This is a genomic window from Streptomyces sp. NPDC088747 (assembly GCF_044751025.1).
Classification (GTDB): Bacteria; Actinomycetota; Actinomycetes; order Streptomycetales; family Streptomycetaceae; genus Streptomyces.
This window is the reverse complement of record NZ_JBIVKZ010000030.1, coordinates 1-23,072: the sequence shown is the minus strand read 5'-3', so window position 1 is coordinate 23,072 and position 23,072 is coordinate 1. Positions and strand designations below refer to the sequence as shown.

The following is a 23,072-nucleotide window of genomic DNA, read 5'->3' as shown; positions in this document are numbered from 1 at the left end:
TGGGCGAGAGTCAACCCGCCGCCCGGCGTCCCCATCCCGTTCCCGCGAGCACCAGCACGCCGCCCAACAGGCCCAGCGCGCCGAGGCGTTCGCCGCCGAGGGCGATTCCCGTCGCGGCGGCCCACAGGGGTTCGGTGCCGAGCAGCAGGCTGACCCGCGACGGCGAGGTACGGCGGACGGCCCACATCTGCACGAAGAACGCGAAGAGAGTGCAGAACACGGACAGGAAGAGCAGCCCCGCCCACTCCCGCGCGCCGAAGTCCGCCGCCGCGCTCCAGGGCGTACTGCCTGACCCTCTCAGGAACACCGCGAGCACCACGAACACCCCGACCGCGGAGCCCAGTTGGACTGTGGTGAGCGACAGCGCGTCCGCGCCCCGGACGGACTTGACGCGCGACATGGCGAGCACGTGCACGGTGCGCGCGAGGGCGGCGAGCAGCATCAGCAGATCGCCGGACGAGGGGCTGGTGAAGCCACCGCTCTGGGTGAGCAGGACGACGCCGAGCACGGAGACCCCGGCCGCGGCGAGGAAGGCACGCGGCGGCCGGACGCGGGTCACGGCCGCCTCCGCGAGCGGCGTGAAGATCATGGTGAGGCTGATGATGAGGCCGGCGTTGGTCGCCGAGGTGTGGACGACGCCGTACGTCTCCAGCAGGAAGATCCCGCTCAGGATCAGCCCGAGCAGCCCCGCGCCCCGCCACTGCGCGACGGTCAGGGCCCGCAGCGAACGCCACCCCGCGACCACCAGCACCGGCAGGACGACGGCGAAGCGCAGCACCAGTACGGCGATCACCGTGCGCGCGGTGGTGATGTCCTTGGCCGCGAGATAGCTGGCGCCCCAGACGACCGCCACGAACAGCACGGGCAGGTCGGTGAGCCAGGCTCGGCGGGGCGCGAGCGCGCCGGGTACGGCGATCGACGACATGGCAACGGTCTCCGGCGGACTTCGGCGGTCTTCGCGAGACCGGCAGGCATGGAGACGTCGGCGGCTCCTCCAGGGAACATTCACCGTACCCGCGCGAGTGCGTGAGGGCTACACCGTTCTGCGTGCGGCGGGGTCGGTCTGCTTCGGCCAGTTGGCGGCCAAGGGTGGGAGGGGTGGGATCCGCTGTCATCAGGACAGACCCCGTCGGCGCCCGTAACTCATCGTCTGTTTACCGCCAGCGTTCGGGCGCCCCGGGCGCTGGGATGGAGCCATGACTTCACGACAGAACATGACCGGCGCGGCGGCCCTGGTGACCGGCGGCAGCCGGGGTATCGGGGCCGCGACCGCCCTGCGGCTCGCCCGGGAGGGCGCCGACGTGGCCATCACCTACGTACGGGACAAGGAGGCCGCCGAAGAGGTCGTACGGCGGATCGAGGCGCTCGGCAGGCGTGGGCTCGCCCTGCGGGCGGACTCCGCGGACCCGGTGGAGGCCGTCGAGTCGGTGCGCCGGGCCGCGGAGACGTTCGGACGGCTCGACGTGCTGGTCAACAACGTGGGCGTCGGGCTGCTCGGCCCCCTGGACTCGCTCTCCCTCGCGGACGTCGACCGGGTCCTCTCCGTCAACGTCCGCGGGGTCTTCCTGGCCTCCCAGGCCGCGGCCCTCCACCTGGGCCGCGGCGGCCGGATCATCACCATCGGTACGTGCATGACACAGCGGGTGCCCGGCCCCGGAGGCACGCTCTACACGACCAGCAAGTCGGCGCTGGTCGGGCTCACGAAGGCGCTGGCCCGGGAGTTGGGTGGGCGGGGGATCACGGCCAACATCGTCCATCCGGGGCCGATCGACACGGACATGAACCCGGCGGACGGGCCGTTCGGGGCGGGGCAGGCGGCGATGACCGCGGTGGGGCGGTTCGGTACGGCTGACGAGGTCGCGTCGATGGTCGCCTACCTCGCCGGGGGCGAGGCGGAGTACGTCACGGGGGCGGAGTTCTCCGTGGACGGGGGGCACGCCGCGTAGGGACGGGTTTTCTCGCCCCCTCCGCCCCTTCCCGTCCCGTTCCTGGGGGCTGCGCCCCCAGACCCCCCTTTCGCGCTTCGCGCTCGTCCTCAAACGCCGGACGGGCTGAAGCGCTCGTCAGCCGCCCAGTTCCTGGTGGCGGGCCGCCAGCCTCGCGGCGCCCTCGCGCGTCAGCGATCCGAACAGCCGCAGTCGCGAGATCCCCCCGTCCGGGAAGATGTCCACGCGCGCGTGGGTGCCGACGGCCGGCGTGTCGAGGACGAAACGGTGGTTGGTGTCGGGCTGGAGCCGGGTACGGGGCAGGATCTCCCGCCACTCCCCGGTCGCAGCGCCGTCCCCGGCCCCGGCGTCCTTCACGGACACCGACGCCCAGCCCGCGCTGTTGCCCTTCAGGTACGCCGTGTCGATCTCGATCGCACGGATCTCCGACTGGCCGGTCAGTCGGTAGCTGATCCAGTCGTTGCCCTGGTCCCGGCGGCGGCGGGTCTCCCAGCCGTCATCCATCTTGCGGGAGCGGCCCGGCTGAATGGTGTTCGAGGCGGGAGAGTAGAAGAGGTTCGAGGCGCTCTCGGCACAACCGCCGTTCTCCAACGCGACCACGTCGAAGGTGCCGAGCACGGACAGCCACCTGGGGTCGGGTACGACCTCGCCGTGGACGCGCAGGCGTGCGATGCCGCCGTCGGGATGCTGGCGGACGCGCAGGTGTGTGAAGCACTGTTCCACCGACACCTCGAAACCGTTGGCCGCGTGGCCGCCGACCGCCGTACGCGGGACGAGCGTCGTCCACTTCACGTCGTCGGCCAGCAGCTCCTCCGAGGAGGGCGAGCCGGGCACGGACGCGCCCTCGACCGACACCGCCTGCGGGTAGTTCCCGCGGAAGTGGGCCGTGTCGACGACGATGCCGCGGACGACGCCGGGCGCGCCGAGGCGGATCAGGGCCCAGTCGTGGTCCTCGGCGGTCGGCCAAGGGTGCTCGGCGGAGGCACCGCGCCTGCGGCGGGTCTCCCAGCCGTCCATGACCTTGCCCTTGTGACCGAAGTGCTCGGGGTCGAACTCGGCGGCCCCGGGCACCAGGAGGTTCTCGCGCTGGGCGAAGAACTCGTCGTTGGCGGCGACGACACCGGCCCCGAGCTGCCGGTCGGCGAGGTTGGCGTACTGAGTGAAGGGGAAGTCGGCGGTGCGGTAGTCCGCGTACGGGTCGCCGCCTCCGTAGGGGTTCGCGTCGCCGGTGAAACGGGCGGATGGCTGCTGCGCCGTCACGATGATCAGGTCTGCCTTTCGGGGTCGGCCGCCGCGGGTGGGGATGCGGGTGAAGGTACGAGTACGGATGCGAGTGCGCGTACGGATGCGGATGCGAGTGCGCGTGTGGATGCGAGTGGGGATCGTGTCGTCAGGGGTGGCGGGTCAGCAGGAGTCCCGTCGGCTCGGTGAACTCGCCGTCGGTCACGATGCGTCGGCCGCGCAGCCAGGTGGACCGGACGACTCCGCTGAGGGTCCTGCCCGCGTACGCCGTGACACGGTTGCGGTGCTGGAGCGCGGCCGGGTCGACGGTGAAGGTCTCATCCGGGGCGAGGACCGCGAAGTCGGCGTCGTGGCCCGCCGCGATGGCGCCCTTGCGGTCACCGAGGCCGGCCAGCTCCGCGGTACGCGTCGACATCCAGCGCACCACGTCCTCCAGGCCGTAACCCCGCGCGCGGGCCTCCGTCCAGACCGCGGACAGGCTCAGCTGGAGGCCGGAGATGCCGCCCCAGGCGGTCGCGAAGTCGTCCGTCTTCAGGTCGGCGGTGGAGGGCGAGTGGTCGGTGACCACGCAGTCGATGGTGCCGTCGGCCAGGGCCTGCCACAGCAGGTCCTGGTTGGCCGCCTCCCGGATGGGCGGGCAGCACTTGAACTCGCTGGCGCCGTCCGGGACTTCCTCGGCGGTGAGCGTGAGGTAGTGGGGGCAGGTCTCGACCGTGAGCCGTACGCCCTCCGCCTTCGCCGCGGCGATCATCGGCAGCGCGTCGCTCGACGACAGGTGCAGCACGTGCACGCGCGCGTCGAGGCGTTTCGCCTGGGCGATCAGGTTCGCGATGGCGGTGTCCTCGGCGTCACGCGGGCGGGAGGCGAGGAAGTCGGCGTACTTCCGGCCGCCCTGCTGTGGGGCGGCGGCGAGGTGGTGCGGGTCCTCGGCGTGGGCGATCAGCAGGCCCCCGAAGCCGGCGATCTCGGCCAGGGACCGGGCCAGTTGCTCCTGGTCGAGCTCCGGGAACTCGTCCACGCCCGACGGCGACAGGAACGCCTTGAAGCCGAAGACTCCCGCGTCGTGCAGCGGCCGCAGGTCCTTGACGTTGTCGGGCAGCGCGCCGCCCCAGAACCCGACGTCGATGTGCGCCTTGGTGCGGGCGACGTCTTTCTTCGTACGGAGGTTGTCGACCGTCGTCGTCGGGGGAAGGGAGTTGAGCGGCATGTCGATCAGGGTGGTGATGCCGCCGGCGGCCGCGGCGCGGGTGGCCGTCCAGAAGCCCTCCCACTCGGTGCGCCCGGGATCGTTGACGTGCACGTGGGTGTCGACGAGGCCGGGCAGCAGGACGTCGTCGCCGAAGTCCTCGACGCGGGCACCGGCCGGGGCCTCCGCGTCGTGCGCGAGTACGGCCGTGATCTTTCCCCCGGAGACCGCCACCGAGGCGGCACGCGTCCCTTCGGGAGTGATGACTCGTGTCGAGCGCAGCACCAGTTCGACGTCGGACACCCGGACCCCTCTCTCTGCCCTGTTGACTCCCGCAACGGCTGTTTACTTCCGCGTAACGAAATTCAACGTTCTGTTGAAAGAGTCTTCACTTCGACCCACGCGCCGTCAAGGGCACCCATCACCTTGTCGGCCCTGGCGCGCACACTCTGGACGTTTCCACAAAGTGGAATTACAATTCCGCCCAGCAGAACGTAACTATGCACCACCAGGGAGTCGACCGACTGACCGGTAGGCTGCATCACGCCTGTCAGCCCCGAAAGGACCGCGCCCGTGCCGTCGTCCAGCGCCAGCACCACCGACGCCGCCAAGTCATCCTCGCCGAGCGGTGGTGTCCAGTCTCTAGAGCGCGCGTTCGATCTGCTTGAGCGAATGGCGGACGCCGGGGGCGAGGTCGGGCTGAGCGAGCTCGCCGCGAGCAGCGGTCTGCCGCTGCCCACCATCCACCGCCTCATGCGCACGCTGGTCTCCTGCGGCTACGTACGCCAGCAGCCCAACCGGCGGTACGCGCTGGGCCCCCGCCTGATCCGGCTCGGCGAATCCGCCGCCCGGCTGCTGGGCACCTGGGCCCGCCCCTACCTGGCCCGGCTGGTCGAGGAGACCGGCGAGACGGCGAACATGGCGCTGCTCGACGGCGACGAGATCGTCTACGTCGCCCAGGTGCCGTCCAAGCACTCGATGCGCATGTTCACCGAAGTGGGCCGCCGTGTGCTGCCGCACTCCACCGGCGTGGGCAAGGCACTGCTCGCGCACACCCCGGCCGACGAGGTCCGCTCGCTCCTCGCCCGTACGGGCATGCCCGCCGCGACGGAGAAGACGATCACCACGCCGGACGGTTTCCTGACGGCACTGGAGGAGGTGCGCAGGCTCGGCTACGCGATCGACGACAACGAGCAGGAGATCGGGGTCCGCTGCCTCGCCGTCTCCGTGCCCAACTCCCCCACGGCCGCGGCCATTTCGATCTCCGGTCCGGCGGGCCGGGTCACCGAGGCGGCCACCGAGAAGATCGTCCCCGTGCTCCAGCAGGTCGCGGTGGAACTGTCCGCCGCACTCGCCAGCTCGGGCCCGCCGGCCTGACCGGACCTCAGGCCGACGCCACGAAGTCCCGCGCCTCGGCGCGGCGCAGCGCACGGCGCTCGCGCCTGGGGAACACCGGCGCGGGAACGGTCAGGACCGGACAGCGGGCCTGCGCCAGGACCCGTCGGCGGACCGGGGCGCGGTGCCCGCCGGGGCGACTGCCGAGGACGAGCAGGTCGGCCGGTGCGGGGGTCACCGCGCACAGCGCCCGGTCCGGGCGGTCCCGGATCACCCGTCGGCGGACGGCGACCCCCGGCGGCGTACCGCCGAAGACCTCGTCGAAGGCCCGGTCGAGCCGGGCACGGGCCTCGCGTTCGCACGCGGCGGCCCAGGCGCCGTCCGGGTTCCTGGCGTACAGGGCCTCACCCTCCGGCGGCTCCCAGGCCAGGACGGCGACGAGCGTACGACCGCTCTCGCGGGCGGCACCGGCGGCGGCCCTGAGTGCGGCGAGACTCGCGAGCGAGCCGCTGACCCCGACGACGACGCGCCCTCCACCGGCGCCTCCGTGCCCGGCGGCGAGGCGCCCGCCACCGGCATCACCGTTCCCGACGGCCATCAGCGCACGCCCCCGCGCCCCAGCGCCCTGACCAGCAGGCCACGCGTCCAGGCCCGCAGGGGCATGCCCGGCGCGCACTCCTCGTGGCGTCGTTGCAGCTCGCGCTCCAGGCGGTCGGTGACGTCGGCGGACTCCGTCCCGTGCACTCGGGTGCTCCCTGTTCTCATCCCACTACTCCCCTTTCCAGGCCAATCGGCTGGGCCGAATCCACTGCCTGCTCCGAGTCTGTAAGCTGATTGGCCTGCCCAACAGGGCCAATACGAAGGAGTTGGCATGGTGAACGGACCGGTGGTCCACTCCGTGGACAGGACGCTGGGCAGCCGACAGCTGGCGGGGCTGCTGACCACCGCACCGCACACCGACGGCCGCCCCGGCTACCGCGCGCTCGCGGACGGCGTACGCAAGCTGCTCCTCGACGGCCGGATCGCGCTGCACGTCCGGCTGCCCGCCGAACGGGAGCTGGCCTCGGCGCTGGGCATCAGCCGGGCCACGGTGACGGCGGCGTACGACCTCCTGCGGGAGAGCGGGTTCGCGCGCAGCCGGCGGGGTGCCGGTACCTGGACGGAGCTTCCCGAGGGGCACCGTCCGACCAACGTGGCCTGGCTGCCGGCCGAGGACGGGGTGATCAACCTGGCCTTCGCCGCGCCGGGGGCGCCTGAGGCCGAGCTCGCGGAGGCGGTCGCCGCGGCGGGCACGATGCTGGCCAGGCACGCGCCGACGCCGGGCTATCACCCGTACGGGATCCCGGAGTTGAGGGCCGCGGTCGCCGAGCGGTTCACCCGGCGCGGGCTGCCGACGCTGCCCGACCAGATTCTCATCACGGCCGGGGCGCAGCAGGCCCTGTCCCTGGCTCTGGGGCTGCTCGGGCGGCCCGGTGACCGGGTGCTGGTGGAAAACCCCTCCTATCCGAACGCCCTCGACGCGATCCGTCGTGCCGGGCTGCGGACAACTCCCGTGCCCGTCACGGAGGTCGGCTGGGACTCGGGCCTGATCGAGAGCGCGCTACGGCAGGCGGCGCCGCGGATCGCGTATCTGATCCCCGACTTCCACAACCCGACGGGGCGGTTGATGCCGCCCGAACAGCGCCTGACCGTCATGGAGTCGGCGCGGGCGACCGGCACCTGGCTGCTGATCGACGAGACGATGTCGGAGATCGCGCTGGACGTCGCGGCGCCCGTGCCCTTCGCGTCGCTCGCGCCGCGCGGAATGGCCGAACAGATCGTGACCGTGGGCTCGTTGAGCAAGACGCACTGGGGCGGGCTGCGGGTCGGCTGGGTACGGGCGGGCTCCCGGCTGATCACGGAGCTGGCGATGGCGCGGGTGCCCACCGACATGGGCGGCCCGGTTCTCGACCAGTTGGTCGCGCTCGGTCTGCTGGCGCGCACCGAGGACGTACTGCGGGAGCGGCTGCCCCGGTTGCGGGCCCAGCGGGATGCGCTCGCCGAGTCGCTGAGCCGTCATCTCCCCGACTGGCGCTGGCAGTTGCCGTCCGGCGGACTGACCCTGTGGATCGACATGGGCCGCCCGATCGCCTCCGCGCTGTCCCGTGCGGCACTGACCCAGGGGGTACGCATCGAGGGCGGCGCCCGCTTCGGCGCCGACCCCGGCACACACGAACAGCGGCTGCGCTTCCCCTATGTACTGTCACCGGAAACCCTCGACGACGCCGTACGCCGAGTGGCGACCGCGCTGGAAACCGGGCTCGACTCAGCACACCTCGACAACGGCCGACCGCACTGGGTGGCGTGAGCGCGCCAACTCGGCGTAGTGGCGCGGGGGTTCGAGTACCGGCTCGGCTTATCAGCCGGGGGGGGCGAACGCCGCCTCACCTCAGCAGCGCGGGGTTCGCACGCCGACTCGGCTCACCGACTGGGGCGGCCGAACGCCAACTCAGACTCGCCGCGCGGGGGTTCGAGTACTGGCTCGGCCCATCAGCGGGGGGCGAACCCCGACTCGCCTCAGCGGCGCAGGGTTCCCACGCCGACTCGACCAACCGCAGGGGCGGACGAACGCCAACTCGGCCTAGCCGCAAGGGGTTCGAGCACGGGCTCGGCTTATCGGCGGGCGGGCGAACGCCGGGTCGACTCAGCGGCGCGGTGTCCGCCTGCCGACTCGGCTCACCGACGGGGCGGGCGAACGCCAACTCGGCTTAGCCGCAGGGGTATTCGAGCGCCGGCTCGACCTATCAGCGGGCGGGCGGACGTCGCGTCGGCTCAGCGGCGTGGGGGTTCGCCGAAGAGTTCTACCGCGCTGCGGACCTCCGCGAGGCTCGTGGCCAGGGCGCTGACCGAGCCGATCGAGCTCGCGACCAGGAGGAGGGAGCGGCGTAGCCGCGGGATCTCGGGGATGCCGCTGACGGCCATCGCGGCGAGCGCCGCGAGTTCGTCCTCCGCGATGCCCCGGTCGGGGAACTCGACCGGGTGCGCGGCGAGTTGACGGCGCAGCCGAGCGACGGCGGTACTCAGCTCCGCCACCCTCGGGTCCTCGTCCCTGCCGGTCACTGGCCTCTGCCCCAAGCTCCGCAACACAGCTCTTCCCCCTCACACGTACTTGTGCGCGTATCCCTCGTACGTCGCTTCCACGCCCCCGCGGCGATGGTCGGGCGCCGAGGGACGCGGGCAAGTAAACGCCACCCGGCGCGGTGGGCGCCACTCTGTGGACTGAAATTCAGTCGAGAAAAACCGGACGGCCTCCCCGGCTTCCGGAGCGCGCCCCGGCCGGGTCGGGTATGCAGGGGGCATGACGGAGAACAAAGACCAGGTGGCCGGGGTGCTCCTGGCGGCCGGCGGCGGGCGACGCCTCGGAGGGCACCCCAAGGCACTTCTGTCCCACCGGGGGCACCCTCTTGTCGAACACGCGGCTGGAGTGTTGCTCGCGGGCGGCTGCTCCCGTGTCCATGTGGTCCTGGGGGCACAGGCCGATGTCGTACGGGAGCGGGTGTCGTTGCCCGGCTGCGTGCTCGTGGACAACCCGGAGTGGGAGGAGGGCATGGGTTCCTCCCTGCGAGCGGGGCTCGGTTCGCTGGCGGGCACGGGGGCGCGGGCCGCGCTGGTGTCGCTCGTCGACCAGCCCGGGATCGGCCCCGAGGCGGTGGGCCGGGTCCTCGCCGCGTACCGGGATCCGGAGTCGCTGGTCTCGGCCGCTTATGAGGGCGTGCGCGGTCATCCCGTGTTGTTCGGCGCCGCCCACTGGGCGGCCATCGCCGCGACTGCGACCGGCGATCGGGGGGCACGCGCCTACCTGAAGGAGCACGAGGAGGCGATCACGCTCGTCGAGTGCGGCGACATCGCGCGACCGTACGACATCGACACGGCGGAGGACCTGGTCCACCTTGAGTGAACGGGGTGGCACTGAGCGCCAGGTTGCCTCGACTCAGAGAATCTCGACGTCAACAAACCATTGAACTTCCACCATGAGGAAACTAGTATCCACTGTTCAGAAGCGCCCCCCTGCTCCGCGGGCGCCCGCAGCCGTACTCGGATTGACTGGCACCCGGTGCCAGGCCCGCTGAAGGAAGTGACAGCTCATGTCCGCACCAGCGCCGTCCCCGCTGGCCATCGTCGACGCCGAGCCCCTGCCCCGGCAGGAGGAGGTCCTCACCGAAGCGGCCCTCGCCTTCGTGGCCGAGCTGCACCGGTTGTTCACGCCCCGGCGTGACGAGCTCCTCACCCGCCGCGGAGAGCGCCGCGCCGAGATCGCCCGCACCTCCACCCTCGACTTCCTCCCGGAGACCGCCGCCGTCCGCGCGGACGACTCCTGGAAGGTGGCCCCCTCCCCCGCGGCGCTCGACGACCGCCGGGTCGAGATCACCGGCCCCACCGACCGCAAGATGACCATCAACGCCCTGAACTCCGGCGCCAAGGTCTGGCTCGCCGACTTCGAGGACGCCTCGGCGCCCACCTGGGAGAACGTGATCCTCGGACAGGTCAACCTGGCCGACGCCTACACCCGGAACATCGACTTCACGGACGAGCGCACCGGCAAGTCGTACGCGCTCAAGGAGGCCGGTGAGCTCGCGACCGTCGTCATGCGTCCGCGCGGCTGGCACCTGAACGAGCGCCACCTCGTCGACGCCGAGGGAACACCGGTGCCGGGCGCGCTCGTCGACTTCGGCCTCTACTTCTTCCACAACGCGCAGCGGCTGCTCGACCTCGGCAAGGGCCCGTACTTCTACCTTCCGAAGACGGAGTCGTACCTGGAGGCGCGGCTGTGGAACGACGTCTTCGTGTTCGCGCAGGACTACGTCGGCATCCCGCAGGGCACGGTCCGCGCGACCGTCCTGATCGAGACGATCACGGCCGCCTACGAGATGGAGGAGATCCTCTACGAACTCCGCGACCACGCCTCGGGGTTGAACGCGGGCCGCTGGGACTACCTGTTCTCCATCGTCAAGAACTTCCGTGACGGCGGCGAGAAGTTCGTGCTGCCCGACCGCAACGCGGTGACGATGACGGCCCCGTTCATGCGCGCGTACACCGAACTCCTCGTCCGCACCTGCCACAAGCGGGGCGCGCACGCGATCGGCGGCATGGCGGCGTTCATCCCCTCGCGCCGCGACGAAGAGGTCAACAAGGTCGCCTTCGAGAAGGTCAAGGCGGACAAGGACCGCGAGGCCGGCGACGGTTTCGACGGCTCGTGGGTGGCCCACCCGGACCTCGTCCCGATCGCCATGGCCTCCTTCGACGCGGTCCTCGGCGACCGGCCGAACCAGAAGGACCGGCTGCGCGAGGACGTCTCGGTGGCCGCCGGTGACCTGATCGCCGTCGACTCCCTCGACGCGAGGCCGACGTACGACGGACTGGTCAACGCGGTCCAGGTCGGCATCCGTTACATCGAGGCCTGGCTCCGCGGGCTCGGCGCCGTGGCCATCTTCAACCTCATGGAGGACGCGGCCACCGCCGAGATCTCCCGGTCGCAGATCTGGCAGTGGATCAACGCGGGCGTCGTCTTCGAGCACGACGGGAAGACCGTGACGGCCACTCCGGAGCTGGCGCGCGAGATCGCCGCCGAGGAGCTCGCGAACCTCCGTGCCGAGCTCGGCGAGGAGGCCTTCGCCGCGGGCAACTGGCAGCAGGCGCACGACCTGCTGCTCAAGGTCGCCCTCGACCAGGACTACGCGGACTTCCTGACGCTGCCCGCCTACGAGCAACTGCGCGGCTGACGCTCACTTCTCCGAGTGGCCCAGGGACTTCTCCGGGGCCACTCGGTCGCGTACGACGCGCTTGACCGCCGTCGGCTCCGGGAAACCCTGGTCGCGGCGGTCCCAGACGACCTCGCCGTCGACGCGCACGACGAAGACGCCGCCGGTGCCGGGCTTGAGGGAGAGTTCCGTCAGCTCGGTCTCGAAGGTGGTGAGGAGCTCCTGGGCGAGCCAGGCGGCGCGGGGCAGCCAGCGGCACTGGGTGCAGTACTCGATCTGCACGCGGTGGTCCGCGGCTCGCGCGCCCGCGTCGGCCGCCGTGTTGTCCGTGGTCCCAGGGGTTTCCGCGTTGTCCGTGTTCTCTGTGGGCGTCGTGCTCATTCGAGGTGTACCGACCAATCCTGTTCCGCCGCCGGTTTGCCGTGCAGGTCGGGGACCTGTTTGAGCCAGTCCGGCCGGCCTCGCCGGGTTCTCGCCGCGCGGTCCGCGTCCTCCGCGGCGAGCTGTTCCCTGGTGGGAAAGTCCGTGGGCAGCCAGCGCGCCGAGGCCCGCACCCGGGCGAGGAGATAGCGGACGTACACGTCACGCACCTCGTCGGGTGTCGCGAAACCGGGCTCGTCGGCGAGCCAGGCGTCGGGCACCTCCGCCGTGATCCCGCGCAGCAGCTCCTCCGTCACGAGGGGCGCGAGGGCCGCGTCCGCCGCGCGGGTGTCCGGGGTGCGGTCGCCGAGAGCGTGGCGTCTGAAGTCGTACGCCTTCTCCGGCTCCGAGGTGTCCCAGCGGTGGTGGAAGACGAGGGCGGCGCCGTGGTCGATCAGCCAGAGCCGCGGGGGCGCGACGCCGAGCGTGGGCCAGATCATCAGGTTCGAACTGTGCACCGTGCGGTCCACGTTGGCCGTGAGGGCGTCCAGCCAGATCACCTTGCCCGCCTCCAGCGGGTCGACGGCGAACGTCCTGGCGGTCTCCGGGGTGAAGTCCTTCGCGCCCGGCAGGTAGTCCATGCCGAGGTTGAGCCCGGCACTGGCGCGCAGCAGGTCCTGGACCTCCTGGTGGGGCTCGTGCGCGGCGACCTCCGGGTCGAAGTGCACGAGGACCAGCTCGGGGAACCGCAGCCCGAGGGCGCGCGCCAGCTCTCCCACGATCACCTCGGCGACCAGCGCCTTCGTGCCCTGCGCGGAGCCGGTGAACTTGACGACGTAGGTGCCGAGGTCGTCGGCCTCGACCAGGCCCGGCAGTGAGCCGCCTTCGCGCAACGGCGTGAGGTAGTGGGTCGCGGAGACCTCTTTCAGCATGCTCTCCGACTCCCCGGCTGTCCCGACATGAGACGAGCATCGTAACCGGGCGTGACGCGCGGCCCGGGGGACGTCCGCCGAGCCGGACGGCCCGGAGATCCACGCACAGTATGAACAGAACTGCCAGGTCAATGGTGTGCGGGCGGATGCGTTCCTAGCATCGCAGCACTCGGCGCAAAGGTGCGCCGCCGGAGATCAGGAGCGTCCCTTGTACAGCTCACGCCAGAACAGCCCGCTCCCCAGGCGGAACAGGGCCTTTCCGCCGCCTCCCCGGTCCGGCTCCGGCGTACGGCGCGGACTGGCCGTGGCCGCCGGTGTCGCGGGGCTCCTCGTCGGTTCGCTGGGCGGCGGCGGCACCGCCCAGGCCGTCCAGGCGCGGCCCGCACCGGTGGCCTGTCCGGCGAACGTGGGCGACAAGGCCACCTGCTACACCGGCCAGGACCGCAACGGCGCCTACTACGCGATCGCCGTCCCCAAGCGGTGGAACGGTTCGCTGGTGGTGCACGCCCACGGCGGTCCCGACCTGGGTGAGGGGTCGGATCCCGAGCGGAGCGTCGGTGACCTGGACCGCTGGTCGGTGATGGTGGACCAGGGTTACGCCTGGGCCGGTTCGTCCTACCGGCGCGGTGGTTACGGGACCCGGATGGCGGCCGCCGACACGGAGAACGTGCGCCGGCTGTTCGTGGAGGAGTTCGGCAGGCCGAAGCGGACCTTCGTGCACGGTCAGTCGTGGGGCGGGAACGTCGCCGCCAAGGTCGTGGAGGTCTACGGCAAGAAGCACGGCCCCTACGACGGTGCCCTGCTCACCAACGGGGTCATGGCCGGCGGTTCCCGTGGCTACGACTACCGCGTCGACCTCCGTGTCGTGTACCAGTACTACTGCCAGAACCTGCCGCGACCGACCGAACCGCAGTACCCGCTGTGGCAGGGGCTGCGGCCCTCCTCGACCCTGACCTCGGCAGGTCTGAAGGCCCGTCTGGAGGAGTGCACGGGGTTCGCCTCCGCGCCCGCGGCACGCACCGCGGCGCAGCAGCGCAACCTCGACGACATCCTGGCGGTCACGGGCATCCCGGAGCGGACCCTGGAGTCGCACCTGCGCTTCTCCGTGTTCACCTTCCGCGACATCGTGCACAACCGGCTCGGCGACCGGAACCCCTTCTCCAACACGGGTGTGCGGTACGCCGGTTCGCACGACGACGCGGCGCTGAACGCGGGCGTCGAGCGCTTCTTGGCGGACCCCGCCGCCCGGCGTGACCTGGCGTACGACAGCGACCTCACGGGGCAGGTGTCGATCCCGGTCCTCACCATGCACGCCATCGACGACCCCACCGCGTTCATCGAGCACGAGGCCGCCTACCGGGCGACCCTCAAGGGTGCTCACCGTGACCGGAACCTCGTGCAGACCTTCACCACGGAGACCGAGCACAGCGAACTGAGCAACGCCGAGTACGCCAACTCCATCGATTCGCTGGCCACTTGGGTGCGCACGGGGAAGAAGCCGAGCCCGCGGTCGATCGCCTCGTCGTGTGCCGCGTTCGACCGTGTCTACGGCACGGGGTGCTTCTACGACCCCGGATTCCAGCCGTCGCCGTACGCCTCCCGGGTCCTGCCGCGGCCGGGCGGGCTGTCGTGGGCGGCCATGACCGCCTCGCAGGAGAGGTCCTGGAGCCGGATCGAGGGAGTGGGGATAGCTCCCTGATTCCGGACAGTTCGTGACCACGGACAGCTCCCTGACCGCGGACAGCTCCTTGACCGCGGACGGCTCGCTGACCGTGGACAGCTCCCCGACCGCACGCCGAACCCGCCTCGGGCCGGCCCCGTACACCCGTACACCCGGCCCGCGGCGAGTTCTCAGAAGTCGACCGGATCCCTGATCAGCGGGCAGGTCATGCAGTGTCCGCCGCCGCGGCCCCGGCCGAGTTCGGCGCCGACGATGGTGACGACCTCGACACCGGCCTTGCGCAACAGGGTGTTGGTCTGGGTGTTGCGGTCGTAGGTGAAGACGACGCCGGGCTCGACGGCGACGGCGTTGTTGCCGCTGTCCCACTGCTGGCGTTCGGAGGCGTACACGTCGCCGCCGGTCTCGATGACCCGCAGCCGGCCCAGCCCCAGCGCCTTGGCGACGACCTCGGTGAAGGGGCGGTCCCGCTCGTCGGTGACCTCGACGCCGGGGGCGGTGTCGGCGGGGCGCAGGGTGAACGTGTGGACGCCGTCCATGATCGCGGGATACAGGGTGACGATGTCGCGGTCGGCGAACGTGAACACGGTGTCGAGGTGCATCGCGGACCGCAGTCTGGGCATCCCGGCGACGATGACCTGCTCGGCCGCGCCGTGCTCGAACAGCGAGGCCGCGACCTGCGTGATGGCCTGCCGCGAGGTGCGTTCGCTCATGCCCATCAGGACGACACCGCCTCCGACGGGCATGATGTCGCCGCCCTCGAACGTGGCCTGGCCCCAGTCCTGTTCGGGGTCGCCCCACCAGACGGTGCTGCCGGCGAAGTCGGGGTGGAACTCGTAGACGGCCTTCATCAGCAGCGTCTCGTCGTGCCGCGCCGGCCAGTACAGCGGGTTGAGGGTGACCCCTCCGTACAGCCAGCAGGTGGTGTCGCGGGTGTAGAGGGTGTTGGGCAGCGGCGGCATCAGGTACTCGCGCGCGCCGGTCGATTCGCGGGCCAGCGCGATGTGGCCGGAGCGGAACTCGTCCGGCAGGTCGGTGGTGGCCAGGCCGCCGATCAGGTACTCGGCCAGCCGGGCCGGGGCCAGCGTCTCCAGGAAGGCCCGGGTGCCGTCGATGAGTCCGACTCCGACCTGGTTCGCGACGATCTTCCGGTCGAGCAGCCAGTCCCGTGCTCCGGGGACGGTCATGGTTCGGGCGAGCAGGTCGTGCAGTTCGACGACCTCGACGCCGCGCAGGGTCAGTTCGTTCACGAAGTCGGCGTGGTCGCGCTGGGCGTTCTCCACCCACAGCACGTCGTCGAAGAGCAGGTCGCCGGCGTTGCTGGGAGTGAGGCGCCGGTGCGCGAGACCGGGCGCGCACACCAGCACCTTGCGCAGGCGGCCGACTTCGGAGTGCACGCCGTGGGCGCGGGCGGGCTCGGTGGTGCCGTGCGGACTGGTCATGCCGGGGGCCTTTCGACGGACTGACGCCGGTGGGGGTGGGACGTGCCGGTGAGCGGCCGGGTCAGAGGCTGATCCATCCGACGGCCAGTGCGACGACGCCGACGGCGGCGCCGAGGAGCGAGACGAGGAAGATGACGAACTCGGTGAACGAGTAGCGGTGTCTGCCCTGCTCCCTGCGGGCCATGACGAAGAGGACGGTGGCGGGGGCGTAGAAGATGAAGGACACCAGGAGGTACTTGAGCCCCGCCGCGTAGAGCAGGAAGGCGGTGTAGAGCGTGGCGAGGGCGGCGACGACCACTTCCCGCGGGATCGCGCCGCCCCGTCCCGTGCCGGGCTCCGGCCGCAGGGCGATCCTGAGCCCGTAGCCGGACGCCAGCAGGAACGGGATCAGGGTCAGCGCGCTCGTCAGGTCGAGCGCGAAGTCGAAGGCGTCGTCGGAGAACAGGGTGATGACCAGGACGACCTGCGAGAGGACGGTGGTCATGAGCAGGGCGGCCACCGGAACGTCCTCGGCCGTGGCGCGGCTGAGGAAGCGCGGCATGTCCCTGTCCTTGGCGGCGACGTAGAGCACCTCGGCCGCCATCAGCGTCCAGGCCAGATAGGCGCCGAGCACGGAGATGATCAGGCCGACGCTGACGAAGACCTTGCCCCAGGTGCCGACCGCCTCCTCCAGCACACCGCCCATCGACGGCTGGCGGAGTTCGGCGATCTCGCTCATCGGCATGATCCCGTACGACACGATGGTGACGGACGCGAAGACGGCGAAGACGCTGAGGAAGCCCAGCACGGTGGCGCGGCCGACGTCCTCCCGGCGCTTGGCGTGCCGCGAGTAGACGCTGGCGCCCTCGACGCCGAGGAACACGAAGACGGTGGCCAGCATGGTGCCGCGGACCTGTTCGAAGAGCGATCCCGCGTAGTCGGCGCCGCCCCAGTTCTCGGCGAAGACGTGCGGCTTGAGGCAGAAGAGCGCCAGGAGGACGAAGACGAGGATCGGCACGACCTTGGCGACGGTGACGATCCGGTTGATCGCCGCGGCCTCCTTGACGCCCCGCCGGATGAGCAGGAAGAACCCCCACAGTCCCGCCGAGGACAGCACCACCGCGAGCAGGGTGTCGCCGTCGCCGAGCCCCGGCGCGATGGCCCCGATCGTCGACATGATCAGCACCCAGTACGTCACGTTGCCGACGCAGGCACTGGCCCAGTAGCCGAACGCCGAGAAGAAGCCGAGGTACTCGCCGAAACCGGCCTTGGCGTACGCGTACACACCGGCGTCGAGGTCGGGCTTGCGGACCGCGAGGGTCTGGAAGACGAAGGCCAGCATCAGCATGCCGGTCCCGGCGACGGCCCAGGCGATCAGCGCGCCCGCCACGCCCGTCTCCTGCGCGAAGCGGCGTGGCAGGGAGAAGACGCCGGCGCCGACCATCGAGCCCACGACCATGGTGGTCAGCGTGACCAGCGTCAGTCTGGCGGCCGGTGCCGGTCTCTCCGGGCCGCCGTCGGCACGCGCGCCTTCGGATCGGGCCTCGCTCATTCCTTCTCCGTTCGGTGCTGTCCGGCCACCGGCGCCGACGGCCGGCCGGACTGGCGGTGCGAGCGGGCCGACCGGGCATGAGTGCCGAGTCGGCCGACCGCGTCCGCGGGAAGGGACCAGGGCCTCGCCGGTCCCTTCGAGGCTCACGCGAAGGAGGCCCGGCGGCGACCCGGGTTCGGCCGAGCGGATGACGCGCGGCTCACGGGCACTGCCCGGTGCGCAGGCGGGGTCGCGCGATTCCCGTAGCCCGGCACGAGGCGCGCCGTGCCGTACGGGCTACGGGCCGGCCAGCGGATTCGGCAGCGGCACATACCTGGCGTCCGCGCCGTCCGCTTCCGTCCAGCGCAGCAGGAGGTTCGTCTTGCCGGGGAGGGTGGGCGAGGAGAGCAGTTCCGGGATCTCGGGCAGGTCGTGGCAGGCCAGTTCGGTGCGTACGGCGGGCCAGGGGTCCCAGCCGGGGTGCCGCTCGGCGAGGAGGGCGGCGAGTTCGGTGAGGTTGTTGACGACCAGGCAGTAGACGAGCCGTTCCCACCCGGCGGCCCGGTCCACGTCCGCCAGCAGCTTCACGCCCTCCGCGTCCCGGAACAGGGCCTGTACGGGCCTGCCGTCGGCGTCGACCGCCACCACCGTGTTCTGCAGGTGCGCCTCGACGACGACACCGTGGCGCGCGAACGCCTCGATCACCGGGGGCACGACCGCGCGCAGGTACGCCGTCCACCAGTCGGCGGGGTCGGTGAGGCCGTCGAAGGGGCTGCCGTCGAAGCCCTCCACGAGGCCGGCCGCGAGAAGCGGGGTCGCGCCGGGGACGACGTGGGCGTTCAGTCCGTCGCGGACCATGACGGCGAGTTCCTCGAAGGCGAAGTCGGCGGTGCGGTAGCCGCGGTCGCTCAGCCAGGCGGCGGGGCCGGGGATGGCCGCGAAGGCCGTGCCGGCCGCCTTGTCCGTGCGGCGCAGTTTCAGCAGGTCGTGCCGCCACAGCCGGCGGATGTCGTTGGTGATGCGCACGTCGAGGCTGAACTTGAGGAAGAGGTCGTCCTCGGGGTCGTACAGCGTGCGGATCGCGGCCGTGGGCCAGAACTGCTGCCCGGTGCGCCCAAGTCGCAGCAGCCTGCCGTCCGCGAAGGCGTCCCGGATCTCGGGGCGGGCGGCGACCAGGCCGAGTTGCCAGGGGTGGGCGGGGAGTGTCCGGTAGCCGGGCGGCGGGCTGCCGAGGCTGTCGAGCGCCGTCGTGTCGCCCTCCTCGACCATCGCGTCCTCGCGCACCGCGAGCAGTTCGAGCGGGAAGCGGGCGTACGCCTCGGGCGCGTAGGGCAGCCAGCCGGTGACCGGACCGCCGCCGCGGGCCTTGGGGGCGGGGTGGTGCGGGTGCCCGGTGATCAGGGACTGTTCGGAGCGCAGATACGGGTCCTCGGGCGCCGTGCCGCGGGCGCGGGCGGCGAGGATCGCGGCGACCACGTCCCGGCTCTCGGTCATCTCGGCGGGCAGGCGGGGGTTGGACAGGCCGGTGTGGGCGCGGAGTTCCGCGGCGGTGAGTTCGACCAACTCGGCGTGGGTGAGCCGGTGCCAGGCGCCGTCCGCGTACACCTCGGGCCGGGTCGGACGGCGTGGGCCGCGGACCCGCATCAGGCGGCCACTGGCCCGCAGGCGGTGGTGGCCGGGGTCCCCGGCGGGCTCCCCGACCTCCCTGAGCAGGCAGTTGAGCAGCGGCGCCGCGGCGTAGGCGTCGGCCGCGTCTTCCGCGTCGGGCGGGGGGAACATGGGGGGCATGGGGTCCGCACGATCCGTTCGTTCCATACGGTGCTCTGGTGATCATTATGTCTGTCGTCGGCGGCGACCGCGACGACAGTCCCTCGTCGCGGGTGACCGAGCGGCGACCGTCCCCGTACCGAAGGAGCCGCACCGTGCACCGTCCCCCCGCCCCCGAGACCGCGCTCGCGGACGAGCTGAGTGTCGTACGGCCCGGCCTGTCGGCACCGTACGCCGCCGCGCTGCCCGGTGCGCGGGCGGCCGTACTGACCCGCCTCTGGCGGGCGCTGGCGTACGAGCCGATGCCGTGGGTCGCGCGCCGCGAGAGGGGACGCGAGGGGCTCACGCTGCACCTGGCGGACGGCCGACGGCTGCACGGGCCGCCGGCGGATCCCTACGCGACCGCCTCCTACGTCACGGAGGTGCGGCTCGACGGCACGGCGCACGAGTGTCCGGACCGGCTCGTGACGGACCTCGGCGTTCCGCACGCCGCCGACTTCGCCGCGGAACTGGCGGGCAGCGTGGCTTCGTTGGCCTTGTCCCGCGCCGGTCAGCCCGCCTCCGGCCCGGAGCCGGTGACCGGCTGGGAGTGGGAGCAGCGGGTCGTCGACGGTCATCCCTATCACCCCAACTGCCGTTCACGGCCCGGGTTCTCGGCCGCCGAGCAGCTCGCGTACGGTCCTGAGCACCGGCCGCTGGTGGAGCTGGGGCTGGTGGCCGCGGACGACGCCCTGGTCACGGGCGACTGGCCGAAGTGGCTGCGGGACGAGGAACGGGTGCTGATCCCGGTCCATCCGTGGCAGGCGGCGCATGTGCTCGGCGGCACACCCGGGGGGTCTCCCCAAGAGGGCCTCACCGCACACCCGTTGATGTCCCTGCGCACTCTCGCCCTGCCGGACGGCCCGCACGTCAAGACAGCACTGAGCGCCCGGCTGACCTCCTCCGTGCGGGACATCTCGGTGTACTCGATCGAGACGGCCGCGACGGTCTCGGCGTTCATGGAGACGATGGTGGAGCGACTGGACATGCCGCTGCACATCACCCGGACGCTCGGTGCGGCCTCTGCCAACACCCCTGATCTGGCGGCGGTGTTGCGGGAGTCGCCGGACATGTACGCGAACCCCGGTGAGCGGGTCGTCCCGGTGGCCGCCCTCGCCACCACCACGTTGCCGCGATCCGCCGCCTGGCTGGCCGAATTCACCCGTCTCGCCCTCACCGTCTGCCTGCGGCTGCTCGACCTGGGCGTCGCGCTGGAGGCACACGGCCAGAACCTCCTCGTGGTCCTCTCCGCCGAGGGCGCGCCGCTGCGGCTCGTCTACCGCGACCTCGCGGACATCCGGGTCAGCCCGGCCCGCCTGGCCCAGCACGGCATCGCGGTGCCGGAGCTCGCGGGCCGTATCGTCACGGACGACGAGACCGTCCTGCGCCGCAAGCTGTTCGGCGCCCTGGTCGGCGGCGCGCTGGGCGCGACGGCGGGGTCGACGCCCGCCCTGCGCGAGGCCCTGGAGACCGTCGTACCCGAACTGCCGTACACCCGGGACCTCGCGGCGCTGCGGAGCGAACCGCTTCCCACCAAGGCGCTGACCCTGATGCGGCTGACTCCCGGTACACCCGGGGACAGTTGGGCACTGCTTCCCAACCCGCTCGTCAGCGCGGCCTCTTGACGTCACGTTTTGAAGCACGACACGTTTGGTCAATAGGATCCGCCGATGATCACAAGACAACGGCTGGCGACAGGGGTCTGCACCCTGCTCGCCGCCCTGACGGCCGGAATCGCCTACCCGGCCGGCGCGGTCGCCGACGAAACGGCGGAGCAGACCGCTCCCAAGGTCAACCTCGTACTGGACGTCAGCGGTTCCATGCGGGCCACCGACATCGACGGCAAGTCACGCATGGCCGCCGCCAAGCAGGCGTTCAACGAGGTGCTCGACGCGACACCCGAGGAGGTCCAGCTCGGGATACGCACACTCGGCGCCAACTACCCCGGTGACAACCAGAAGACGGGGTGCAAGGACACCGCACAGCTCTACCCGGTCGGCCCGCTGGACCGGACCGAGGCGAAGACCGCCGTCGCGACGCTCGTCCCCACCGGCTGGACCCCGATCGGACCCGCGCTCCTGAAGGCGGCGGAGGACCTCGACGGCGGCGACGGGTCCAAGCGCATCGTCCTCATCAGTGACGGCGAGGACACCTGCGCCCCGCTCGACCCGTGCGAGGTGGCCCGGGAGATCGCGGCCAAGGGCATCGGTCTCACCATCGACACTCTCGGCCTGGTGCCGAACACCAAGATGCGGGAGCAGCTCAGCTGCATCGCCGAGGCCACCGGCGGTACGTACACGTCGGTGGAGCACACCGACGAACTCACCGACAAGGTGAACCAGTTGGTGGACCGCGCCGCCGAGCCGGTGGTGGTTCCGCGTGCCGTGGAGGGTGCCGAGGCGTGCGCCCAGGCACCCACGCTCGAATCGGGGCTCTTCACCGACCGTGAGGAGTTCGCGCAGCACCGCTGGTACCGGGTGGACGTGAAGCCGGGACAGGAGCTGCGCGCCTCGGTGAGCGTGGCGGCGGACCGCGAAGTGAGCCCGGACTACGGGGTGTTGCTGCGGGCCGTCACCAAGAGCGGACGGGAGATCGTCCGCGGTGAGGCCGCGGGCACCGGCCGGACCGACGTCATCTCGACGGGTCTGCGTTACCCGAAGGCCGAGAGCGACGACGAGGAGGCCGCCGCCGAGACGGTGTGTCTCCAGGTCGCCAACTCCTTCTCGCCCGCCTCGGGCGTGAAGACCACGCCCGGTCTGCCGCTCGAGCTGACCGTCGACGTGGTCGACGCTCCGGACCAGGCCTCCGACGTGGCCTCGTTCGGCCTCGGCCGCGGCTGGTGGCTGCTCGGCGCCCTCGTGCTCACCGGCTTCCTCGCGGGTGTGCTGTGGGGCTGGATCTCGCGTCTGCGGGTCGCGGTCTGGAGGACCAACTGATGCGTGTCCGACGAGTGTTGACCGCCACCCTGCTGTTGCTCGGGGTGGCCGCCTCTCCCGCCGTAGCCGACTCCTCGCCCTCGGCGAGCGCGTCGGACGACAGCGCCGCGCCCACCCAGGCCGGCACCTCGTTCCGTACGGCGACGGAGATCGAGCAGGGCGTACGAGCCACCGCGAGCGGGTCCTCGGGTGACTACCTGTACTGGTCGTTCCCCGCGGACGCCGGCCAGCGGCCCACCGTGAAGGCGACGGTGAAGCTGCCGGAGGCCTCGGCGCGGACCGCCGCGCAGACCTGGCAGCTCGACGTCTACGACGGCCTGCGGCGGCGTCAGTCGTGCCAGTACGGGGCGCAGACGCGGACGGCCGCGCAGGACGCGGCGTCCGTCGAGCTGTCCTGCACGATGCGCAACGTCCGTGCGTGGTCGGAGCCCTGGGCCGATGACCCGCTGCCGGGGACGTACTACATCCGGCTGACCGCCACCGGTCTGCCCGCCGCCGAGCTGGGGCTGCCGCTGAGCACCGAGGTGGCGGTGTCCTCCAAGGACGTCGGCGGGGCGGGGGCGGTGGACGGGGCGCTCGCGCAGCCGCTGATCCCCGGGGTCGCGACGACCGGCGACGCCTCGTCCGACGAGTCCGAGGACTCGGCCACGTTGTCGTCCCTGGAGCCTGACGACGGCTGGGCCTCCGGGTGGTGGTCCGACCGCTGGGTCTGGACCGGGATCGGTGGCGTGCTCGCCGCGTTGGCAGGGATCGGGGGGTACGCGCTGACCCGGGGGTCGGGTCGGCCCGCGCGGGTGCCGCGGGGCGTCTGAAGGGTTTTCTCGCCCCCTCCGCCCCTGCCCATTCCCGTCCCTCGGGGGCTCCGCCCCCCGAACCCCCGCTCCTCAAACGCCGGAGGGGCTATTTCTAGCCCGTCCGGCGATTGAGGACGAGCGCGTCAGCGCGATGCGGGGGTCTGGGG

20 protein-coding genes are annotated in these 23,072 nt (G+C 71.7%); 9 read left to right on the top strand and 11 right to left on the bottom strand.

Features of this window, described 5'->3' with window-relative positions:
* Positions 1-10: 10 nt before the first annotated feature.
* Positions 11-925 (bottom strand): DMT family transporter, encoded by a 915-nt coding sequence (locus tag ACIP79_RS41915; RefSeq protein WP_401233157.1) that lies wholly within the window; start codon positions 923-925, stop codon positions 11-13.
* 271 nt (positions 926-1,196) lie between these two features.
* Between ACIP79_RS41915 and ACIP79_RS41910 the strand changes: the two genes are divergently transcribed.
* Positions 1,197-1,946 carry a 3-oxoacyl-ACP reductase family protein gene (locus ACIP79_RS41910; protein ID WP_401233154.1) on the top strand — a complete coding sequence of 250 codons (750 nt, stop codon included), beginning with the start codon at positions 1,197-1,199 and terminating at the stop codon, positions 1,944-1,946.
* Between the two features lie 117 nt (positions 1,947-2,063).
* On the opposite strand, the gene alc is transcribed toward ACIP79_RS41910, so the two are convergent.
* A complete protein-coding gene (gene alc / locus ACIP79_RS41905) occupies positions 2,064-3,206 on the bottom strand; it encodes an allantoicase (RefSeq protein ID WP_401233152.1) in 1,143 nt (380 codons plus the stop codon).
* A gap of 130 nt (positions 3,207-3,336) precedes the next feature.
* A complete protein-coding gene (allB, locus tag ACIP79_RS41900) occupies positions 3,337-4,677 on the bottom strand; it encodes an allantoinase AllB (protein ID WP_401233149.1) in 1,341 nt (446 codons plus the stop codon).
* 270 nt (positions 4,678-4,947) lie between these two features.
* Between allB and ACIP79_RS41895 the strand changes: the two genes are divergently transcribed.
* Positions 4,948-5,751, top strand: coding sequence for an IclR family transcriptional regulator (locus ACIP79_RS41895; RefSeq protein ID WP_401233146.1), 804 nt, complete (start codon positions 4,948-4,950; stop codon positions 5,749-5,751).
* A gap of 7 nt (positions 5,752-5,758) precedes the next feature.
* On the opposite strand, the gene ACIP79_RS41890 is transcribed toward ACIP79_RS41895, so the two are convergent.
* Together ACIP79_RS41890 and ACIP79_RS41885 are read right to left on the bottom strand one after the other, a co-directional pair.
* Positions 5,759-6,307 carry a universal stress protein gene (locus tag ACIP79_RS41890; RefSeq protein WP_401233143.1) on the bottom strand — a complete coding sequence of 183 codons (549 nt, stop codon included), beginning with the start codon at positions 6,305-6,307 and terminating at the stop codon, positions 5,759-5,761.
* Entirely contained in the window at positions 6,307-6,474 is a 168-nt protein-coding gene (locus ACIP79_RS41885) for a hypothetical protein (protein WP_401233140.1), read from the bottom strand. Before ACIP79_RS41885 ends, ACIP79_RS41890 begins: the two co-directional genes overlap by 1 nt.
* 106 nt (positions 6,475-6,580) lie before the next feature.
* Here ACIP79_RS41885 and ACIP79_RS41880 point away from each other — a divergent pair, with 106 nt between their 5' ends.
* Positions 6,581-8,056 carry a PLP-dependent aminotransferase family protein gene (locus ACIP79_RS41880; protein ID WP_401233137.1) on the top strand — a complete coding sequence of 492 codons (1,476 nt, stop codon included), beginning with the start codon at positions 6,581-6,583 and terminating at the stop codon, positions 8,054-8,056.
* Between the two features lie 464 nt (positions 8,057-8,520).
* Here ACIP79_RS41880 and ACIP79_RS41875 read toward each other — a convergent pair whose 3' ends face one another.
* Entirely contained in the window at positions 8,521-8,835 is a 315-nt protein-coding gene (locus ACIP79_RS41875; RefSeq protein ID WP_401233134.1) for a DUF5955 family protein, read from the bottom strand.
* 211 nt (positions 8,836-9,046) lie between these two features.
* Between ACIP79_RS41875 and ACIP79_RS41870 the strand changes: the two genes are divergently transcribed.
* Positions 9,047-9,646: an NTP transferase domain-containing protein gene (locus tag ACIP79_RS41870; RefSeq protein ID WP_401233131.1), complete on the top strand. Its 600-nt coding sequence runs from the start codon at positions 9,047-9,049 to the stop codon at positions 9,644-9,646.
* 187 nt (positions 9,647-9,833) lie between these two features.
* On the top strand, positions 9,834-11,468 hold the full coding sequence (aceB, locus tag ACIP79_RS41865) for a malate synthase A (RefSeq protein WP_401233129.1): 1,635 nt from the start codon (positions 9,834-9,836) through the stop codon (positions 11,466-11,468).
* Positions 11,469-11,471: 3 nt separating this feature from the next.
* Here aceB and ACIP79_RS41860 read toward each other — a convergent pair whose 3' ends face one another.
* Together ACIP79_RS41860 and ACIP79_RS41855 are read right to left on the bottom strand one after the other, a co-directional pair.
* Positions 11,472-11,729: a SelT/SelW/SelH family protein gene (locus ACIP79_RS41860; protein ID WP_401233183.1), complete on the bottom strand. Its 258-nt coding sequence runs from the start codon at positions 11,727-11,729 to the stop codon at positions 11,472-11,474.
* 95 nt (positions 11,730-11,824) lie between these two features.
* Positions 11,825-12,739, bottom strand: coding sequence for a HipA family kinase (locus ACIP79_RS41855; protein WP_387185296.1), 915 nt, complete (start codon positions 12,737-12,739; stop codon positions 11,825-11,827).
* Positions 12,740-13,037: 298 nt separating this feature from the next.
* Between ACIP79_RS41855 and ACIP79_RS41850 the strand changes: the two genes are divergently transcribed.
* Positions 13,038-14,438 carry a hypothetical protein gene (locus ACIP79_RS41850; RefSeq protein ID WP_401233181.1) on the top strand — a complete coding sequence of 467 codons (1,401 nt, stop codon included), beginning with the start codon at positions 13,038-13,040 and terminating at the stop codon, positions 14,436-14,438.
* 152 nt (positions 14,439-14,590) lie between these two features.
* Here the strand turns inward: ACIP79_RS41850 and ACIP79_RS41845 are convergent, their stop codons facing one another.
* From ACIP79_RS41845 to ACIP79_RS41835, 3 genes are all read right to left on the bottom strand, one after another.
* On the bottom strand, positions 14,591-15,859 hold the full coding sequence (locus ACIP79_RS41845) for an arginine deiminase (RefSeq protein ID WP_401233126.1): 1,269 nt from the start codon (positions 15,857-15,859) through the stop codon (positions 14,591-14,593).
* Positions 15,860-15,920: 61 nt separating this feature from the next.
* Positions 15,921-17,390, bottom strand: coding sequence for a basic amino acid/polyamine antiporter (locus ACIP79_RS41840; RefSeq protein WP_401233123.1), 1,470 nt, complete (start codon positions 17,388-17,390; stop codon positions 15,921-15,923).
* 276 nt (positions 17,391-17,666) lie between these two features.
* Positions 17,667-19,148 (bottom strand): IucA/IucC family protein, encoded by a 1,482-nt coding sequence (locus ACIP79_RS41835; RefSeq protein ID WP_401233122.1) that lies wholly within the window; start codon positions 19,146-19,148, stop codon positions 17,667-17,669.
* 143 nt (positions 19,149-19,291) lie between these two features.
* Here ACIP79_RS41835 and ACIP79_RS41830 point away from each other — a divergent pair, with 143 nt between their 5' ends.
* Genes ACIP79_RS41830 through ACIP79_RS41820 form a run of 3 tightly spaced genes read left to right on the top strand, consistent with a single transcriptional unit; the run spans position 19,292 to position 22,923 of the window.
* The gene (locus tag ACIP79_RS41830) at positions 19,292-20,800 is read left to right on the top strand and encodes an IucA/IucC family protein (RefSeq protein ID WP_401233120.1); all 1,509 of its coding nucleotides are present in this window, start codon (positions 19,292-19,294) and stop codon (positions 20,798-20,800) included.
* A 45-nt stretch (positions 20,801-20,845) separates the two neighbouring features.
* Positions 20,846-22,111 carry a VWA domain-containing protein gene (locus ACIP79_RS41825; protein WP_401233118.1) on the top strand — a complete coding sequence of 422 codons (1,266 nt, stop codon included), beginning with the start codon at positions 20,846-20,848 and terminating at the stop codon, positions 22,109-22,111.
* A complete protein-coding gene (locus ACIP79_RS41820; protein WP_401233115.1) occupies positions 22,111-22,923 on the top strand; it encodes a hypothetical protein in 813 nt (270 codons plus the stop codon). The genes ACIP79_RS41825 and ACIP79_RS41820 overlap by 1 nt, the downstream gene beginning before the upstream one ends.
* Positions 22,924-23,072: the final 149 nt, after the last annotated feature.

Excerpts from the sequence above, each read along its gene's own strand:
- ACIP79_RS41820 (WP_401233115.1), top strand. The coding sequence starts at position 22,111 with ATGCGTGTCCGACGAGTGTTGACCGCCACCCTGCTGTTGCTCGGGGTG.
- ACIP79_RS41885 (WP_401233140.1), bottom strand. The coding sequence starts at position 6,474 with ATGAGAACAGGGAGCACCCGAGTGCACGGGACGGAGTCCGCCGACGTC.
- ACIP79_RS41845 (WP_401233126.1), bottom strand. The coding sequence starts at position 15,859 with ATGACCAGTCCGCACGGCACCACCGAGCCCGCCCGCGCCCACGGCGTG.
- ACIP79_RS41840 (WP_401233123.1), bottom strand. The coding sequence starts at position 17,390 with ATGAGCGAGGCCCGATCCGAAGGCGCGCGTGCCGACGGCGGCCCGGAG.
- ACIP79_RS41825 (WP_401233118.1), top strand. The coding sequence starts at position 20,846 with ATGATCACAAGACAACGGCTGGCGACAGGGGTCTGCACCCTGCTCGCC.
- ACIP79_RS41915 (WP_401233157.1), bottom strand. The coding sequence starts at position 925 with ATGTCGTCGATCGCCGTACCCGGCGCGCTCGCGCCCCGCCGAGCCTGG.
- aceB (WP_401233129.1), top strand. The coding sequence starts at position 9,834 with ATGTCCGCACCAGCGCCGTCCCCGCTGGCCATCGTCGACGCCGAGCCC.
- ACIP79_RS41855 (WP_387185296.1), bottom strand. The coding sequence starts at position 12,739 with ATGCTGAAAGAGGTCTCCGCGACCCACTACCTCACGCCGTTGCGCGAA.
- ACIP79_RS41835 (WP_401233122.1), bottom strand. The coding sequence starts at position 19,148 with ATGTTCCCCCCGCCCGACGCGGAAGACGCGGCCGACGCCTACGCCGCG.
- ACIP79_RS41890 (WP_401233143.1), bottom strand. The coding sequence starts at position 6,307 with ATGGCCGTCGGGAACGGTGATGCCGGTGGCGGGCGCCTCGCCGCCGGG.
- ACIP79_RS41880 (WP_401233137.1), top strand. The coding sequence starts at position 6,581 with ATGGTGAACGGACCGGTGGTCCACTCCGTGGACAGGACGCTGGGCAGC.
- ACIP79_RS41870 (WP_401233131.1), top strand. The coding sequence starts at position 9,047 with ATGACGGAGAACAAAGACCAGGTGGCCGGGGTGCTCCTGGCGGCCGGC.
- ACIP79_RS41910 (WP_401233154.1), top strand. The coding sequence starts at position 1,197 with ATGACTTCACGACAGAACATGACCGGCGCGGCGGCCCTGGTGACCGGC.